The organism is Streptococcus oralis subsp. oralis, from assembly GCF_002096455.1.
GTDB classification, from domain to species: Bacteria; Bacillota; Bacilli; order Lactobacillales; family Streptococcaceae; genus Streptococcus; species Streptococcus oralis_CY.
This window is the reverse complement of sequence record NZ_NCUL01000004.1, coordinates 37,368-54,448: the sequence shown is the minus strand read 5'-3', so window position 1 is coordinate 54,448 and position 17,081 is coordinate 37,368. Positions and strand designations below refer to the sequence as shown.

The following is a 17,081-nucleotide window of genomic DNA, read 5'->3' as shown; positions in this document are numbered from 1 at the left end:
CTAGCCTCCAATCACACCTGAAATATCCTTGGTTTTCTTAAAGACACAGGCATTCCATTCCCCTTGAATCATGTGGGTTTCAAGGAAAAATCCAGCTGACTCAGCCGACTCGCGCACCATGTCCCACTTGTCCTTGATAATCCCACTCATGATCAGGTAGCCTTCGCCCTTGACCAAACGATAAGCATCCTCTGTCAGATGGATGAGAATATCCGCCAAGATATTAGCCACGATGACATCTGCCTCAATTTCTACACCCTTAAGCAAATCTCCAGCAGCAACATGGATATTTTCCATACCAGGGTTGAGCTCAATATTTTCCTGAGCCACACGAACAGCCACATCATCCAGGTCATAGGCGAAGATTTCTTTGGCACCAAGAAGCGAGCTAGCAATAGAAAGGACACCTGAACCAGTTCCTACATCCAGCACCGTTTCCCCACCACGAAGAACCTGCTCCAAGGCGAAAAGGCTCATCTTGGTCGTTGGATGCGTTCCAGTCCCAAAAGCCATGCCTGGATCCAGCTTGATAATCTTTTCTCCAGCAGTCGCCTCGTAGTCCGTCCAGGACGGCACAATGGTCAAGTCATGAGTGATGCGAGCTGGTTCATAATATTTCTTCCAGTTGTCTGCCCAGTCTTCCTCAGCCAAGGCAGTCGTCCCCATCTTGACCTCACCCAAATCCATAAAGTCTGTCAATTCTGCTAGACGAGCCTGCAAGTTCGCCTCAACCACTGCCACATCAACCGTATCTGGATAGTAGGCGGTCACTACGATTTCTTCTTGTTGCTTGACCTCTGGGAAAATCTCACCGAAGCGATCCACATTCCCCACATAGTCCATACTGTCTTCGATCGCAACACCTTGCGCCCCCAGCTCAATCAAGAGATTGGAGACCAGCTCCTCCCCCTCACGCTTCACTGTAACTTTTAACTCTTGCCATGTTTCCATAATTAAGATACCAAGCCCGTAAAACACAAAGCCAAAATAGGAAACTCTCCGAAGACGCTTGTGTCTAAGAGACGTTTATCCTTTTGGCACAGTGTTTAGGGCGGGTTCAGTTTAGAAATGTAACCGAACCATCCTTTCTATTTGTCAATCCATTTTTTCATGTAAACCATATCCATACCTTCTTTTTCAGGCTCGATATGGGTTTGACGGTAGCCATTTTTCTCATAAAAGGCGACCATGACCGCATCCTGTAATACCGTACACAAGTCCCACTGTTTAATCGTTGGAAATTCCTTTTCCAGTAATCTCAATCCCTCAGAACCATAACCTTTTCCTTGATACTGGGGCAAAACCGCTGCGGTCCCCAACCAAGCTTTCGTTAACTCGTCATTGGTCTGAACTCGTAAAAATCCGATGTTTTCTTCATCTTTTTTTACAAAGTAGTAATAGCTATTGGGACGCTCGACTAGTTTCCACTTAATTCGTTCACGGTCCTCCAGATAAGGATCGTATTCGTCTTGGTATTTCTCATAGACTGCCTTAAAGCTAGCCCTTTGAATTGCAATTACGGTTTCTAAATCCTCTGCTCCTGCTCGTTCAAGTCTAATCATAGTCTCTCTCCAAATAATCCCTCACCCTATCCTGCAACTGGGATACAACCCTATCTGAGCCAAGAAACTCCTCAATGCTCATCAGTCTATATCCCTGTCCCTCATCGCCAAAGACAATACTATCAAACTGTTCCTGCCTTAACTTACCAACTAGAAAGACGGATTCCTTCCCCTCAAAAAGCATACTTGGGTACACCTTACTCCAAAGCAGACAATCCTCAGTCAGATGAATGCCTAGTTCTTCATAAACTTCACGCGCCGCGCACTCAAAAGGACTCTCATCACCCTCTCGTCCGCCACCTGGCAATTCCCAGGTATTAGGGTATGGAATGTTTGATTTGTCATCACGTAAGATAGTTAAGAGCTTATCACCACAAAAGAGGGCAATTTTGCAACCTGTAAAATCAGAAATTTCTATTTCCATATCAAACTCCTTCGGCTAATGTCTTCTCCAGCTCCTCTAACCAGTTTTCATAGTAGCGTTTCTCATCTCGCAACATTCTACTGCTATTCATTTTCTGTCTGGCAATCTTTATAGCCTTGCGAGTTTGAGCCATGTCTTTCCTTACCTTAAAATGATACCAGGCTTGAATGATCTGCATGTCTGCCATTTTTAGAGACAAAAAGGATTTAACTCCTCGATTACTTGCATACTCCTCCGCTTTTTCATGATCTCCTTCTAGCAAGGCAATGTGAAGAAGGTATAATTGAGAAATCGTTTTAGACATTGAATTATCTGTTTTCTCTAGCAAAGACTGAAACTGTTGCTTTGCAAGCTCTATATTATCATCCAATATGAAGACCAAGCCCCGAAGAGTCTGAACACTTTCTGCAAAACTCCCTCTCGCATCCTCAGCAACAGGCATGATAAAGTCTTTCAAATCATATTCTTGAGGAGCTAGCAAGGTCTGGACAGAATGCCTCAACACCGAGTAGGCGTATTTCGTATTTCCAGGATGTTGTAGCAATTCCCAGATTTTCGCTCCATCGGTAATCCCAACTGGCTTAGCATTGATGAGAAGAAAAGATAGATTTAGACAAATCCAAGTAGCTGCAAAATACCAGTTAGCTGTCAAAATTCCATACAATAGCGCCAATAAAATCAAGCCAAGATGAACCATCAAGCCTCCTGAAAGCATCAGGATGATTCTTTGATCGCTTTCATCTTCTTTTAATCCAATATACTGAGCGCCAACATTTTTCAGAACAGCTGTTCGACTAAGATGAAACTTGCCTGACTTTTTGGTCAAAAGAAAATTTCCTAATCCAAAAGCCACCAGGCGATAGCCTGTCAGGTAACCGCAAAATGCATGACCTAGCTCATGAAGGATAAATATCAGATAAATGCTGAGAAAAGTAAATAGATAGCCTGGAACAAAGACTAACGAGAAACCTAGCTCTTTAAAGGCAATCGTCCCAAAAACAAATCCCAGCATCAAAAAAACAAAGGACATACCAGAAATAAAAGACAAGCCTATTTTCTTCATATACTTTCTCCCCTAGTCTCTAATATCTCGGATAAGGATAAAATTCTCCTTCTTCCAAGCCGACTTTTCCTTCTTCAAAGACTTCTTGGTTCCATTCCATGACAAACTCCTCTGCTTCTGGGTCTTCCAAAAAGTCCATGAGCGCATCCAGCCCAACCTCTGCAGTGTCTTTGAGGAATAGGGAAAAATAGGCTAAAAATTCACGAGAGAATCCTTTTTTAGGTAAGTAAGGAATGACAGTCAGATAATCGTCCGCATTGACTGTTGACTTGGCAGGATTGTAAAAGAGTACCGCTTCTTCAAAAAGAATGTCGTCTGATGAGACCTCTCCATCCTCATCCAGCATCTCCACTCCCGTAGCATTTTGTGCTTCTAGCAAAAAACTCACTTCAACCGCATGATTGCGCTTGTCCCAGCTAATCTCAAAGTCAAAAGGGAAGTTCTTGTCCAATTCTTCCTCTAAAACATCTAAAAATCCGTATGTTGCCATTTTGTCCTCTTTCTATGCGACTCTTAAATCGCCCCGAATACTCGGAAATATGCTAAAATAGATACTACCATCTTACCACATTAGTATCAGAAAATCCATGTTAGAAAGGACTGCTATGCCGGACAATCTCGCACTTCGCATGCGCCCTAAAACCATTGACCAGGTCATCGGTCAGGAACATCTGGTCGGACCAGGAAAAATTATCCGTCGCATGGTGGAAGCCAACCGCCTGTCCTCCATGATTCTCTACGGACCTCCGGGTATCGGAAAGACCAGTATAGCCTCTGCCATCGCTGGAACGACCAAATATGCCTTTCGGACCTTTAATGCGACAGTGGATAGTAAAAAGCGACTCCAAGAAATCGCTGAAGAGGCTAAATTCTCTGGAGGATTAGTTCTGTTACTGGACGAGATTCATCGTCTTGATAAGACCAAGCAAGACTTTCTTCTGCCACTTTTGGAAAGTGGTCTGGTTATCATGATTGGCGCAACGACTGAAAATCCCTTCTTTTCTGTCACTCCTGCCATCCGTAGCCGTGTTCAGATTTTTGAGTTGGAACCTCTGTCTAACCAAGACGTCAAGGAGGCCCTGCAGATAGCTCTAAGTAACCCTGAGCGTGGTTTTGATTTTCCAGTAGAACTAGATGAAGATGCGCTGGATTTTATTGCTACCTCTACAAACGGAGACCTTCGCTCTGCCTTCAACTCACTGGATTTGGCAGCTCTCTCTACCCCTGAAAATGACAAGGGCATCCGCCATATCACTCTGGATATCATAGAAAACAGCCTCCAGCGGAGCTATATTACTATGGACAAGGATGGGGACGGTCACTACGATATCCTCTCAGCCCTGCAAAAATCCATCCGCGGCTCGGATGTGGATGCCAGTCTCCACTACGCAGCCCGCTTGATTGAAGCTGGAGATCTGCCTAGTCTAGCTCGTCGCTTGACTGTGATTGCTTATGAAGATATTGGTTTGGCCAATCCTGAAGCCCAGATCCATACCGTAACTGCTCTAGATGCTGCACAAAGGATTGGCTTCCCAGAAGCCCGCATTCTCATTGCTAATGTCGTCATTGATCTGGCTCTTTCACCCAAGTCCAACTCAGCCTATGTGGCTATAGACAAGGCTCTTGCTGATCTCAAAACATCAGGACATTTGCCCATTCCACGACATCTACGTGATGGACATTATAGCGGTAGCAAGGAATTGGGCAATGCCCAAAACTATCTCTACCCCCATAGCTATCCTGGACACTGGGTCAAACAAGACTATTTGCCAGAAAAAATCAAAGACCAGCACTACTTCACTCCGGAAGATACTGGCAAGTACGAACGGGCTTTAGCGCAACGCAAGGAAACCATTGATAAATTACGAGACTTGTGAAATCCTTTTCAAAAAAATAAATTTTCCTCTTGATTTTTTTTGAAAAAGTGGTATCATATAAACATAGAAACGCTGTGGTGTACGACTTCACACTTAAGTGTTGACCGACTATTTTTTGTATTATTAGGGAAACAAAAGTCTTCTAACAGCATGTAGGCCGTCTCACACGGAAACAGCTTCAGTTAGAGCGAGTTGCCCACCTGCTTAATTGCGCGGGTTCAATACAAACCGTGAAGTTTCGGCACCAATACAGCTTTTTTCTTTGCCTCCTTAGCTCAGCTGGCAGAGCAGCGGACTCTTAATCCGTGGGTCACAGGTTCGATCCCTGTAGGGGGCATCTAAATACAACAGGAAAAAGCCTTGTAAATCAAGGCTTTTTTTGCTTGTCTATAACTGATTTACCCCATCATTTGTCCCACATTTTAAATCTATCTTTTCTTTTTGAATCAAATTACATCTTTACAAATAGTGTAAAGCCAGTTACTTTTGCTTTGATGCCATACAATATTTTCATGTAGAGAAGACAAATTTTATCTTCTCTTTTTATTTTCAAAATAATAAAAACTGATTTTCTTTTCATAAATCAGACTGAAACTTCCAAATTTTCCATTTTGTTTATTGACATTTTCTATAAAAATAAGTATAATAGTTTTATTAACAAAATATACTATATAGGGGGTATTGAAATGAAATTTTCTAATCGTTTACTGCTATTCCTTGCAGGAGTTGTTTTTGTCCTTTTAGGACTTTTCCTATTTACAAACCCAGTAGCTAATCTTGTTGCTTACAGCTGGTGGATTGCATTTGGTTTACTGGTTTCTTCTATAGCAGCTATTTTAGGCTATTTCTCTGCACCAAAAGAGCTTCGCTCACCAGCTCATCTTTTCCAAGGGATTGTTAATCTTCTCTTAGCTCTTTACCTCGTTGCCTATGGCTTTGTGACGCTGCCAGTTGTCATTCCAACTATTTTAGGAATTTGGTTAATTGTAGAAGCCATTATAGCTTTCTTTAAAGGCAATCGTCTGGGATTGATTTTCCCTATTATTGGCAACCATATCATGTGGATAGCGTTGCTTGCATTTTTACTAGGTCTAGTGATTTTGTTCAATCCAGTAGCTACAAGTGTCTTTGTCGTTTATGTCGTTGCCTTTGCATTTTTAATTGTTGGTTTCACCTATATCCTTGATGCCTTTCGTAAATAATCTAGCTGCCATTTTGGGCATATTAAAAAAGCTGGGAAGTTACATTCTCAGCTTTTTATTTGCCTCCTTAGCTCAGTTGGTAGAGCAGTAGACTCTTAAGCTATGGGGCGCAGGTTCGAGCCCTGCAGGGGGCACATCTAAATCAACAGAAATAAGCCTTGAAACCAAGGCTTTTTTTAACGTCTAATAGCTTTTTGTAGAAAAGTATTTAAAAATAAAAGAGAAGAGAATCTCTCACTCTCTTCTCAGTATATCTTATTAAATTTAGTTTTTCTTAATCTAGCTGATTTTCCTTTGCAACGACAAATTCTTTAACCAGTCGATAGATAACAGCAAATACGGGGGTAAAGAATATCATTCCAAGTAGTCCGAAAAGATTCCCTCCAATACTAGCAGCCGCAAGCGTGAAAATAGCTGGCAAACCAATAGACTGACCTACAACTCTAGGATAAATAAGGTTTCCTTCAATCAGCTGTATAACTTGATATAGAAGAAGAGAAAGTAAGGCTTGAGTAGGACTCACTGTGAAGATAAAAATCGCTCCCACAACACAAGCAATCATAGGCCCTACATAAGGAATGAACGATAGCACTCCTGCAAAGATACCTGTCATTACTCCATAGGGTATCCCAAACACGCTGTAACCAACCGCTATCATAACTCCTATGATAACTGCTTCAATCAGCTGACTCATCAAAAATTGGTCATAAGTCTCTAGTGCTACTTGTCCAATGTAAGTCAACTTTATCACCACCTTCTCTGGAAGAAAAACTTTTAGAAGTCGACTCGTCATCGCTGCCAAATGTTCCTTACTGGATAAAAATAAAAAGGTGAAGACTATAATCAAAAAGGCATTCATCAAACTTGAAAAAATATTGCCGATATTACTAGTCAGACCTGATAAAAAACCTATCAAAGCTTGGCTAATAGAACTAGATTGTCCCTGTATGCCTGATACGATAGTTGACAACATGTCTTTGGTTACAAATTCCGAGCTGCCTAGCAATTTCCCAAGTTGAGTAAGGACTGTTGAAAGGACTGTTCCCAGCTGACTAATAGTCTGGGCTAGGGTTGGCAGCACCAAAACCAAAAGAGCAATCACGATTAAGATAAGAGCTAGGAAAACAAGTACCATGGCAATCGGACGACGCAACTCTGCCTTTACCTTCAATTTAACTAAGTACTGTTCAATTTTTTTCATAGGAACATTAAGCACAAAAGCAATAACAGCACCATAAATCAAGGTTGATATTACATCAAAGAGAGAGATTGCTCCTGATATAAAGCTCGATGCATTCAGAATTACAAGAGCAACCAGCCCTATAAAAAGTATTAACGGGGTGTATTTTTTTACTAAGTTCATAAATTCTCCTTAATAAACATGTTTAGATACGACTATACTATTTGGTTTTTCAAACTCTCGATTAAGGTAGGCTTGGTAAGTTCCTGGAGCGATAAATCCTTTGGGTGAGAGGATATCGGTGCCAGCCTGACCGACTATGGTATCAGCCAAGAGCACACAGTTTGTAGATAAGACAAAGTAGGATTTAAACTTAGATTTGATAAATTTATAAAGTTCCCCATCTGTCTCATGTCTGATTTTATAAGCGTAGGTGTAGTCTTCCTTACCATCACCTGTCATGATTTTATCTGCACTTGGCTCCCATGGAATCGTCAGTTGTTTCAATTCAGCCAACTTTTTCTGAACTGCTTTTTCCATTTCAGGCGTCAAATCTATCCCATAACCAAAAAGCGTTTTTTGACTCTCACGTTTACATAGGTCAATGTACTTGTCACGATCACAGAAATATAAGACACCATCTCCTACCATGCCAAATAAGGTCTCAGAAGACGGATCATAGTTACCATAAGAAATAACACGGCCTTGATAGCAGATATCCACATGACCAATTGCCGAAAACAGAGAGGTCTCAGCTGTATGAATAAAAATTTCAAGCTCCGCTGTCTTACCAGACTTCACCATTCCAAGATGGATATCCTCTCTCTCATCAGCATTTTCCTGCATGAATTTGTTGATTTTTGCTAAAGTTCTTGCAGGGATGAGAGCGGCTAGGACAATAGGTAAGCTCATTCTTACACGACGTTTGAGATGGTTTTTCCCAATTTCCTCCTCAAACAAGAAACCATCACGGATATTGGACACACCATAAAGGAAAAAATAAGCCCCTAATACAAAGAGTTGAAAGACAGAATTTCCTGTAGAGGACAAAAGACTAGTCCCACCAAGAAAAACTAGTACGAGTCCATCTAGTAAGAGACGAAAACGAGGTCGAATTTTGTTTTTGCGGTAGAGAACATAGGTGACAAGGTTAATACTAGCATGAAAAATCTGATAAACTCCAATCACAAGAGCCAAAATATAAATCGGCACATCCGTCGCAAGATTGGAGCCAAGCAAATATCCCAGCACTAACAATTTAACCAGTGCAACTCCCAAGGTGTCCGTTGACTGACTTTTTTTGAAAATACGTAATACTAAATCTAAGACCGTTGCTATCCAAGCTAAAAACAGAACCAGTCGAATAACCTTTACTGGCAACCAAGTCCCCGTGACCATCAAGATGAGACCTAGCAGAACAAACAAGAACCCCTGAGCAAGTAATTTCTTACCTGTCAGACCTAAAGATAGAATTTTCGCCATATAAAAACCTTTCAACAATAAAAATTAAACACTCCGATTAAACTGACTAGTAAATAGCCAACACTACAAACAGCCTGTGCCAGCAACATATGGTGACTAGAAATGACTGTAGTAATGTCACCATCTTGTCTTATGCACTTCTAAAATTTGTTATATTGATTAGAAACCAGAGCTTATAAAAACTAGCTAAACTCGAGAGATAGACACAATTGCGACGAAAAAATGTATAACCAATTCAACTTGTTAAGGTAAGAAAGCATTATTTCCAATCTATTAATTATTCATCTATTGCCTATTATGACACAATATTCCCTATAGTTCAACTTTTTACTTGTTTTTATATTACACGGACTAAAAAGTTTTCAACAGTTGATTGCATTTGTTTTAATAAGTTTTAACCTTTCTTGGTTAGATAAAAAAAGAACCATACAGTTTAGAATCTGTATGGTTTTTGCCCCACTTTTGTCCCATTTTTAAATCATGACATTGAAAATACCTAAAATCACTTATATTTCAATATTTTTAATTGCTCTCAATATGAAAGTCCTTTCCAAATCCCTGTAGGGGGCATCTAAATACAACAGGAAAAAGCCTTGATTTACTAGGCTTTTTTGTGTATCTGTTCTACTTTTGGTCAACTAATGGATATCAACGGTATAATTTTATGAACACCCTTCCCAGACAGCTCTAATCTGATTGCACTCAAAATTTTTTAAAATTTAAAACAAAAGACTTGCTTTTCTTTTAATTTATGTTATACTTGTTCTTGTATCTGATACAAGTTTATTAAGAGAGGGATTCATATGGATACAAAATTCTCAGTTGCTTTGCATATCTTAACAATGATTAGTGAAAGCAAGGAAACCTTAAGTTCTCAAGCACTAGCTATTAGTGTTGGGACTAACGCTAGTTACATTCGAAAAGTGATTGCCTTATTGAAAAATGCAGATTTGATTCATTCCCAGCAAGGAAAAACAGGTTATCAACTCAGTAAGTCTCCAAAGAAAATGACTTTACTAGAGATCTACTATGCTACTCAAGAAATCAATCACATTAGTTTATTCCCTGTTCATCAAAATAGCAATCCTGATTGCCCTGTTGGAAAACATATCCAAGGAGCAGTTTCACCGCTTTTCGCTAGTGCCGAATCTCAATTAGAGAAGGAATTAGCAAATCAAACTTTAGAAGATGTCATTGACAATCTATATAAACAAGCTAAACAAGTCCGAAACTGATTTGATAACAAGTCAGTTTTTACTGGAAATAACATATACTTGTATCAGATACAGGTATAAAATCATATAGAAAAAGAAAAGAGAAATCACATGAAAGCCGCACAACACACTACTTATAACAAAAACAATATCACACTGAACATCACAGAAATCGCTAAACCAAGTATTACAGACAAACAAGTCTTGGTGAAAGTCACCGCAGCCGGGGTTAATCCTCTCGATAACATGATCTCTCGTGGTGAGGTCAAGATGATTGTTCCTTACAAACTTCCTCAAACTGCAGGTAACGAGGTCGGTGGGATCGTTGAAAGCATTGGCAAGCAAGTTGACAACTTTCAGATAGGAGACCGTGTCTTTGGCCGTCTGCCACTTGATCATATCGGCGCCTTTGCAGAATACCTAGCTGTCGATAGCCAAGCCTTAGCCAAGGTTCCAGACTATCTATCAGACGAGGAAGCTGCTGCTGTTCCGCTTACTGCCTTGACTATCATGCAGGCTCTTGACCTCATGGGCACTCAAGCTGGGAAAACGATCTTTATTTCTGGTGGTACTGGAGGTGTCGGTGGAATGGCCATTCCGATTGCCAAGGCCAAAGGTTTGAAAGTCATCACCAACGGTTCTGGAGATAGTGCTGAGCGTGTGTTGAAACTAGGAGCAGATAGATTTATCGATTACAAAACAGAGGATTATACAAAAACTATTAGTCAGGTGGATTATGTCCTCGATACTCTCGGTGGAGCTGAAACTGAAAAACAAATGTCTATCATGAAAAAAGGTGGTCATCTTGTTTCACTTCGTGCCTTGCCAAACGGTGCCTTTGCCAAACGCATGAATCTACCAAAATGGAAACAGATTATTCTTGGCTTAGCAGGTCGCAAATTTGATAAAATGGCGGAAAAATATAATGTCCACTATCATTTTATCTTTGTAGAAAGCAATGGCGCTCAATTACAAGAGGTAGCTGACCTCTTTAGTAAATTAGAAATCAAACCCTCTATCGATACAGTTTATCCATTTGAAGAGGTAAATAGCGCCTTAGACAAAGTCGCTAATGGTCGCTCACGTGGAAAAACAGTCCTCAGCTTTAAAAAATAAAAAGGAAAACACAATGTCATATATTACTACAAAAAATCAATTCGTCACTTGGCAATGAATAAGTGTTCCGAAAAAAGGCTAACCAAACTTCAGCAAGGTTTGTCATGCCTAGCATACTATGTCACCGAGGTTACAAGTAATGAGGACCTCTTCGTCATTGACTAGCATACAAATGAATGGAACTAGTAACTCTGCTAATGATAAAAATGAACTGTTTCATATGATTCTATTTAATGAGTATTTTTCAATTCTGATGATAAATCATATGAAGCTTTTTTAATATTCAAAAAGACTCCACCTATCTATAGGAAATCTACCCTAGAGATGGATGGAGTCTTCTTTCACTCACTAATCTAATCGAATAAACATCATTGCGTTAAGCAAAGAGATGAGAGCGACTGTATTGACATTATTGGAATAGATCAGTCTCTTATTTTCAATAGGTGGAATAATAAAATTAGAAATGATGATATCATAAGGCGATTCTTCTAAAGATTCCTTTGATAATTCTAATTCAGTCCAAACTTCCAGTTCAAAATTGTTGCTGCAATAATAAGAAAGTGTCTCTGCAACGGATTTTGCATGATACTGATCAAAATTGCTCATGACTAAAACCTTTAATTTAGGTTGATTTTGTAAAAGATTTAGAACTAAGTGTTTGCTATGGGTGATAAAAGTATAGGTCAAATGATTGACCTTCATTGAATTACAATCCATATCCAAAGCCTCTAGATAATGTTCCATTCCTTCCTTCACCTTTGAAACAAATCGAGGAAAAATATTTTGAAAGTTCTTGATTGTATTGCCTTTTTGATCAAATAGGATAAACTCTGTCGATAATTCCTGGCGATGAAGATGTGCCGTATTATGCAGATGCCAAATAAGATTGTCCTTATTGTCTACTTTAATATTATACTCTCTTGATACCTGATCAACTAACTCTCCCAACAAATGATATGATTTCTTTACATAACTGTCCGTCATTGTAGACTTCAGAAATACTTTTTCGTCTATGAAAAACATTTTTTGAAAATAAGATACAAACAATTGCCCTATTACTTCTTTCGTTAAAGAGATATTGTATTCTATTTCAAATTTTTTGATAATATCTTCCATTTCATCTTCTTGCATTAGAAATTCCAACAATTGATTGTTAAAAGAATCTTTCTCAACTTCCATGAAATGACCAAACTTTATGCGATATAAATTTGTAACCAGAAGTAATTTTAACATTCTGTGAGTTGATAAATTCATCGGGAAAGAAGTTGCTTTATAGACTAATTCCAATAATTGAGACAAGGGTTCTTGAGAAAAATCTTCAAAGGGCCATTCAAGGAAATAATATTTCTCTGAAAAATACTGGGCAAAAAAGTAACGGATATCAATCTCATTTCCAGTGATTCGAACTGGATTGAGGCTAATTTCAAAACGATATTGTTTCTTAATAATTTTATTAATGTGACGGATGATACGATAAAGAGAGGAAGAACTGATATAAAACTCTTTGCAAATACTATCAGTATCACATCCTTCATTAAAGAAGACAAATTCTAAAATTGAAAAGTGGGTTGAATGCTTAAAAAAATGATGATAGACCATCTCAATATCACTATCATCGGTATTAATAATGCGTATACCATTAGTAGAAGAATGAAAAATCAAGTCAGGAAAAGCAGATCTAACATGGGATAGATCATCTTTGACTGCACGTTCTGTACAATTTAGTAACTCTGCTAGTTCTGAAATATGAAACCAGCGCTTGTTTTCAAACAGTAATTCTAATAATTCTAATTGTCTGTGACTTTTTTTCGATAATAAATCTCTCATGAATAGCTTTTCTCTCTTTATAATAAACTAAACGATTGCCTATCAATCTTCATGCAATTATACCATATAGAGTGCATTTATCCTCTTACAACGACTTTTGCTTGTCATCAAAAGACTAGTCTAATCCCTTAGAAACCCAGTAGCATCAAGATTTTCTTATTTATTTGTACCTGTGGTGTGTTTTTATAATACGTAGTTTGAGACAAATTATTACCCTTCCATATTTAAATATTATATAATTAATTCAATCAAAGAAATTGGTTTTCTGAAATTGATTCTTTGATTTAGAAATAGAAAAGGAGGATACACTATGTTGTGGTCCATTATTGTAGGAGGTCTTATTGGTCTCATCGCAGGTGCAATCACTAAAAAAGGTGGTTCAATGGGATTGATTGCAAATATCTTTGCAGGTCTTATCGGTTCGTCTGTAGGGCAATCACTTCTAGGAAGCTGGGGACCTTCATTGGCTGGAATGGCTATTATTCCGTCAATCGTAGGTGCAGTGATTGTTGTTGCAGTCGTTTCATTTCTATTTGGTAAAAAATAAGCATTACCTAATAGAACATTAAAAGTGATAAGCCATAATTTTGAATACTTTAGACGGGTAAAATTATGGTTTAAAGCTTTTCATTTGAAAGGATTTAATATGTCAAAATCAAAGAAAATATTGTTACTTATTTTCTGTATTTTAATCTTGGCTATTTTCCTTCCTATTCTCATAGATTATCATCAGGTCAGTGATTTAGATATCCACTTATTCAGTTGGAGAGAACTCTACGCTGAATTTCTGATTGCTAGATATGTCTTTTGGGGGACACTTGTCCTATCTGTTTTAGTGTTAATTTCAATGTTAGTAATACTCTTCTATCCTAAACAGTATTTAGAGATTCAATTAGAGACTCAAGAAGATACATTAAAACTAAAAAATTCAGCTATCGAAGGCTTTGTTCGATGTTTGGTCATTGATCATCAGTTGATCAAAGAACCAACAGTCCATGTAAATAGCCGCAAAAATAAATGTTTCGTTTATGTTGAGGGCAAAATTCTTCCTTCGGACAACATCTCAAATCGATGTCTTGTCATCCAGAATGAAATAACTCATGGATTAAAGCAGTTCTTTGGTATTGAACGTGAGGTAAAACTTGAAGTTAAAGTGAAAGAATTTGAACCTCCAAAAACGACCAAAAAGACTGTTAGTCGTGTAAAGTAAGGAAGTAAAAAATGGAATGGTTTAAAAAATATCAGTATCCAATTATTGCAGGTCTAGTAGGTGTCATTCTCGCTTGCTTTATCTTATCCTTTGGCTTTTTCAAAACACTCTTTGTACTAATTTGTGGAGCCCTAGGAGCATTTGCAGGATACTATGTTAAGGAAAAATATTTAAATAAATAAAGGAGTCTCGTATGTCAAACGTAGATAAAAATGTAGAAAAAAAAGATGTCGCTGTTGTTTCTCAAGATGTTAAAGGGGAACTCACTTATGAGGATAAAGTAATCCAAAAAATCATTGGTCTTTCACTTGAAAAAGTACCTGGACTTTTGGATGTGGATGGAGGATTCTTCTCTAATCTAACAGAAAAAATTATCAATACAGATAATGTCACTCATGGTGTCAATGTTGAAGTTGGGAAAGAGCAAGTTGCAGTTGACTTGAACATTGTTGTTGAGTACCAAAAGAATGTCCCTGCTTTGTACAAAGAAATCAAAGATGTTGTCGTATCACAAGTTACAAAAATGACTGATCTAGAAGTGGTTGAAGTCAATGTGAATGTTGTTGATATCAAAACGAAGGAACAGCATGAAGCAGATTCAGTTAGCCTCCAAGACCGAGTAACTGATGTGGCTTCTTCAACAGGAGAATTTGCTTCAGAACAATTTGAAAAAGTGAAATCTGGTATCGGTTCAGGTGTTGCTGCTGTTCAAGAAAAAGTAGGCGAAGGTGTTGAAGCCGTTAAAGGCGAAACAAAGGAAAATGCTCGCGTACACTAATTCATCTAGTCTAAATCAATCAATTTAAAGGAGGCAGAATCATGTCAACAGAAGAAAAATTAAATCAAGCAAAAGGTTCCATTAAAGAAGGTGTCGGCAAAATGATCGGCGATGAAAAAATGGAAAAAGAAGGAACAGCTGAAAAAGTTGTTTCTAAAGTAAAAGAAGTTGCCGAAGATGCTAAAGACGCAGTCGAAGGCGCTATTGAAGGTGTTAAAAACATGCTTCACAAAGACGAAAAATAAGGCTAAAAGTTAGCTGACCTTTTCATCTATAGTAGTTAAAAAGAGGACCACAAATGTCCTCTTTTTATGTACACCGAATTCTAAACACGTTTCCCAATTTTCGCTAAAAGGAATTGTCAGTAGGAAAAAACCTTGGAATCAAGGCTTTTTTGCTTGTTTAAAATAATAGCTCCCTTTTTAAAGAAAGAAAATTGAAAAGGTTACACACTACTAGACTGGCTTATTTATCCACCATCTGAGCCTCAAATTGGGCTGGTTGGTTGTCTACGTTGGTAATGGTTATCGTGTAGGGCTTGTTATCGGTGGCATCAAAGACTTTTTCACCTTGAAAACTTACAACAACTCCATCTTTTACTAAATAAATATCTGCTTGCTTGTTTGGAAGTTCTTCATCTTTCCCGTCCAAACCATGGCTTTTTATAATTTTTTGTTCCTCTACTCCATAGTAAACATCGCCGTTTCTTTCACTCCAAACACTAGAGCCAATTAATTTAATTCTGCTTGAGTCATTTTTCTTCAAGATGAAGAGTGAATAGTATTCCAAATCTTGTGTTCTGGGATTTACTCTCAAGCTGACCGATTGACCTGGTTGAAGAGTGTATTTGCCATAGTTCAAAACTGAAAAGACAAACCAAACTAGTAGCAAACCATACAAGGCTCCTATAAACATTCGTGAGCGCCTACTTTTAAAAAAACGTAAAAGTAACACAAAAGAGACAATAAAGAGCAATTCTGTAAACATTTTGTCCCTCCTTTCTCATCATCGTTGACATCCTGAACAGAGTCTCGCATCAATTTCTTACTAGTAAGCTCAACCATACAAAGTCTGATACATCTCATCTAGAAAAGCTTTCAACTCTTTTCGAACAATCGTTAACAGGCGTTCTTATTCGGCTTGGGATATGGTCACACTTTCTTTATTTTGATTACTAATATAAGAATAGTATCTACGTTTTAGGGTTAATTGATGATCTAAAATATAGTAGACATTTATTTTTTCCTCATTTACCATTGTTTCAAATAAAACAGAGACTTCATCCCTGCCAGGATTAAACATTTTCAAATCGATGTCTCCTTTTATCCCTATAGAGTCAATTCCTCCATCCAAGCGGATAGCACCGTCGGGAGGAACAATATAGCCTGCTTTTCGCATGTCAGACGCATATTTTCCTGACGCCGTTAAATGTTTTAAGACGGCTATAGTGTCCTTTTCTTCAAAGGAAGTCTTTAATTGGAAGCGTTCTTGGTGGTTTTGATACTGAAAATAAAGAGTAATACCAACAACTAAGGCAAGTACAGAAGCGAGCAAGATTCGTATTTTTCTTCATCTCGACATGTTTATCTCCTCTATCTAAGAAATCATAGAAATTTTGTTTCCAATTTTAAAAGGCAACTTCCTTATCCTTGGATATCCTTGGGACTCTAACTCAAGTGACTGCTATCTACCCTTTTTCATGATGTATTTTCGTATAGGTGTTTCAACCATTTGAACGATTTCAAATCCTTCTTTTTGGTAAAGATTGTAAGCTTTTTGATTTGCCTCGTAGACATTTAGAGAAATAGTATCTATGTCTTCATTTTCAAAGGCCAAACTAACAAACTTCCTTAAAGCTTGGCTACCTATGCCTTGCCCCTGCTTCTGAGGGTTGATAAAAAATCTCCCGATATGAAGATTCCTGTCTTCTAGCCTGATTTTCTGGATAAGCCCGACAAACTCTTGTCCATCAAAGATTGAAAAGATTCCTTCCAAATCTTGCAAGATTTGAATTGTTAAGGGAAAAGGAATCATTGGTCCCATCCATTGTTCTTGAAAAGCTTGGCCAAGGGAGTTGGACCATTGGCATACGAGCTGAGCGTTTTCTGTACTCACATTTTCTTCAAAACGAATTGTCATCTATTTC

Annotated in this window: 19 protein-coding genes, 2 tRNA genes and 1 pseudogene; 11 read left to right on the top strand and 11 right to left on the bottom strand. The window is 38.3% G+C overall.

Going from position 1 to position 17,081, the window contains the following annotated elements; translation table 11 throughout:
* From prmA to B7720_RS01125, 5 genes are all read right to left on the bottom strand, one after another.
* Positions 1–951 (bottom strand): 50S ribosomal protein L11 methyltransferase, encoded by a 951-nt coding sequence (prmA, locus tag B7720_RS01145; RefSeq protein WP_084856189.1) that lies wholly within the window; start codon positions 949–951, stop codon positions 1–3.
* 137 nt (positions 952–1,088) lie between these two features.
* Positions 1,089–1,562, bottom strand: a complete 474-nt coding sequence (locus tag B7720_RS01140) for a GNAT family N-acetyltransferase (RefSeq protein WP_061427945.1) — start codon at positions 1,560–1,562, stop codon at positions 1,089–1,091.
* Complete coding sequence (locus tag B7720_RS01135; RefSeq protein WP_084856115.1) at positions 1,555–1,986, bottom strand: NUDIX hydrolase; 432 nt, start codon at positions 1,984–1,986, stop codon at positions 1,555–1,557. The genes B7720_RS01140 and B7720_RS01135 overlap by 8 nt, the downstream gene beginning before the upstream one ends.
* Before the next feature lies 1 nt (position 1,987).
* On the bottom strand, positions 1,988–3,049 hold the full coding sequence (locus tag B7720_RS01130) for a site-2 protease family protein (protein WP_084856113.1): 1,062 nt from the start codon (positions 3,047–3,049) through the stop codon (positions 1,988–1,990).
* A 19-nt stretch (positions 3,050–3,068) separates the two neighbouring features.
* On the bottom strand, positions 3,069–3,539 hold the full coding sequence (locus B7720_RS01125; RefSeq protein ID WP_084856111.1) for a DUF3013 family protein: 471 nt from the start codon (positions 3,537–3,539) through the stop codon (positions 3,069–3,071).
* A 115-nt stretch (positions 3,540–3,654) separates the two neighbouring features.
* Here B7720_RS01125 and B7720_RS01120 point away from each other — a divergent pair, with 115 nt between their 5' ends.
* From B7720_RS01120 to B7720_RS01105, 4 genes are all read left to right on the top strand, one after another.
* The gene (locus B7720_RS01120) at positions 3,655–4,926 is read left to right on the top strand and encodes a replication-associated recombination protein A (RefSeq protein ID WP_084856109.1); all 1,272 of its coding nucleotides are present in this window, start codon (positions 3,655–3,657) and stop codon (positions 4,924–4,926) included.
* Between the two features lie 264 nt (positions 4,927–5,190).
* Positions 5,191–5,263 (top strand) — tRNA-Lys (locus tag B7720_RS01115).
* Positions 5,264–5,612: 349 nt separating this feature from the next.
* Entirely contained in the window at positions 5,613–6,128 is a 516-nt protein-coding gene (locus B7720_RS01110; RefSeq protein ID WP_084856106.1) for a DUF308 domain-containing protein, read from the top strand.
* Between the two features lie 61 nt (positions 6,129–6,189).
* Positions 6,190–6,262 (top strand) — tRNA-Lys (locus B7720_RS01105).
* 140 nt (positions 6,263–6,402) lie between these two features.
* On the opposite strand, the gene B7720_RS01100 is transcribed toward B7720_RS01105, so the two are convergent.
* Both B7720_RS01100 and B7720_RS01095 read right to left on the bottom strand, forming a co-directional pair.
* Positions 6,403–7,491 (bottom strand): AI-2E family transporter, encoded by a 1,089-nt coding sequence (locus tag B7720_RS01100; RefSeq protein ID WP_044020350.1) that lies wholly within the window; start codon positions 7,489–7,491, stop codon positions 6,403–6,405.
* Between the two features lie 9 nt (positions 7,492–7,500).
* Entirely contained in the window at positions 7,501–8,790 is a 1,290-nt protein-coding gene (locus tag B7720_RS01095) for a membrane protein (protein ID WP_049549758.1), read from the bottom strand.
* Positions 8,791–9,593: 803 nt separating this feature from the next.
* Between B7720_RS01095 and B7720_RS01090 the strand changes: the two genes are divergently transcribed.
* Together B7720_RS01090 and B7720_RS01085 are read left to right on the top strand one after the other, a co-directional pair.
* Positions 9,594–10,025 carry an Rrf2 family transcriptional regulator gene (locus tag B7720_RS01090; RefSeq protein ID WP_000379854.1) on the top strand — a complete coding sequence of 144 codons (432 nt, stop codon included), beginning with the start codon at positions 9,594–9,596 and terminating at the stop codon, positions 10,023–10,025.
* A gap of 90 nt (positions 10,026–10,115) precedes the next feature.
* Complete coding sequence (locus B7720_RS01085) at positions 10,116–11,120, top strand: NADP-dependent oxidoreductase (RefSeq protein ID WP_084856104.1); 1,005 nt, start codon at positions 10,116–10,118, stop codon at positions 11,118–11,120.
* A 348-nt stretch (positions 11,121–11,468) separates the two neighbouring features.
* On the opposite strand, the gene B7720_RS01080 is transcribed toward B7720_RS01085, so the two are convergent.
* On the bottom strand, positions 11,469–12,947 hold the full coding sequence (locus tag B7720_RS01080) for an AcpB/EbpR/MafR family transcriptional regulator (protein WP_084856101.1): 1,479 nt from the start codon (positions 12,945–12,947) through the stop codon (positions 11,469–11,471).
* 310 nt (positions 12,948–13,257) lie between these two features.
* On the opposite strand from B7720_RS01080, the gene B7720_RS01075 reads away from it, so the two are divergent.
* From B7720_RS01075 to B7720_RS01055, 5 genes are all read left to right on the top strand, one after another.
* Entirely contained in the window at positions 13,258–13,494 is a 237-nt protein-coding gene (locus B7720_RS01075) for a GlsB/YeaQ/YmgE family stress response membrane protein (protein ID WP_000964741.1), read from the top strand.
* 99 nt (positions 13,495–13,593) lie between these two features.
* Positions 13,594–14,157, top strand: a complete 564-nt coding sequence (gene amaP / locus B7720_RS01070) for an alkaline shock response membrane anchor protein AmaP (RefSeq protein ID WP_000045614.1) — start codon at positions 13,594–13,596, stop codon at positions 14,155–14,157.
* Positions 14,158–14,168: 11 nt separating this feature from the next.
* The gene (locus B7720_RS01065; protein WP_000454669.1) at positions 14,169–14,339 is read left to right on the top strand and encodes a DUF2273 domain-containing protein; all 171 of its coding nucleotides are present in this window, start codon (positions 14,169–14,171) and stop codon (positions 14,337–14,339) included.
* An 11-nt stretch (positions 14,340–14,350) separates the two neighbouring features.
* A complete protein-coding gene (locus B7720_RS01060; protein ID WP_000072932.1) occupies positions 14,351–14,935 on the top strand; it encodes an Asp23/Gls24 family envelope stress response protein in 585 nt (194 codons plus the stop codon).
* Positions 14,936–14,976: 41 nt separating this feature from the next.
* Positions 14,977–15,180, top strand: coding sequence for a CsbD family protein (locus B7720_RS01055; protein WP_000102421.1), 204 nt, complete (start codon positions 14,977–14,979; stop codon positions 15,178–15,180).
* A 220-nt stretch (positions 15,181–15,400) separates the two neighbouring features.
* Here the strand turns inward: B7720_RS01055 and B7720_RS01050 are convergent, their stop codons facing one another.
* The 3 genes and pseudogenes from B7720_RS01050 to B7720_RS01035 form a co-directional block, all read right to left on the bottom strand.
* Positions 15,401–15,922, bottom strand: a complete 522-nt coding sequence (locus tag B7720_RS01050; RefSeq protein WP_193432078.1) for a hypothetical protein — start codon at positions 15,920–15,922, stop codon at positions 15,401–15,403.
* Between the two features lie 69 nt (positions 15,923–15,991).
* Positions 15,992–16,498: pseudogene (locus B7720_RS09740) on the bottom strand (thiol-disulfide isomerase).
* A gap of 120 nt (positions 16,499–16,618) precedes the next feature.
* Complete coding sequence (locus tag B7720_RS01035; RefSeq protein WP_084856100.1) at positions 16,619–17,074, bottom strand: GNAT family N-acetyltransferase; 456 nt, start codon at positions 17,072–17,074, stop codon at positions 16,619–16,621.
* Positions 17,075–17,081: the final 7 nt, after the last annotated feature.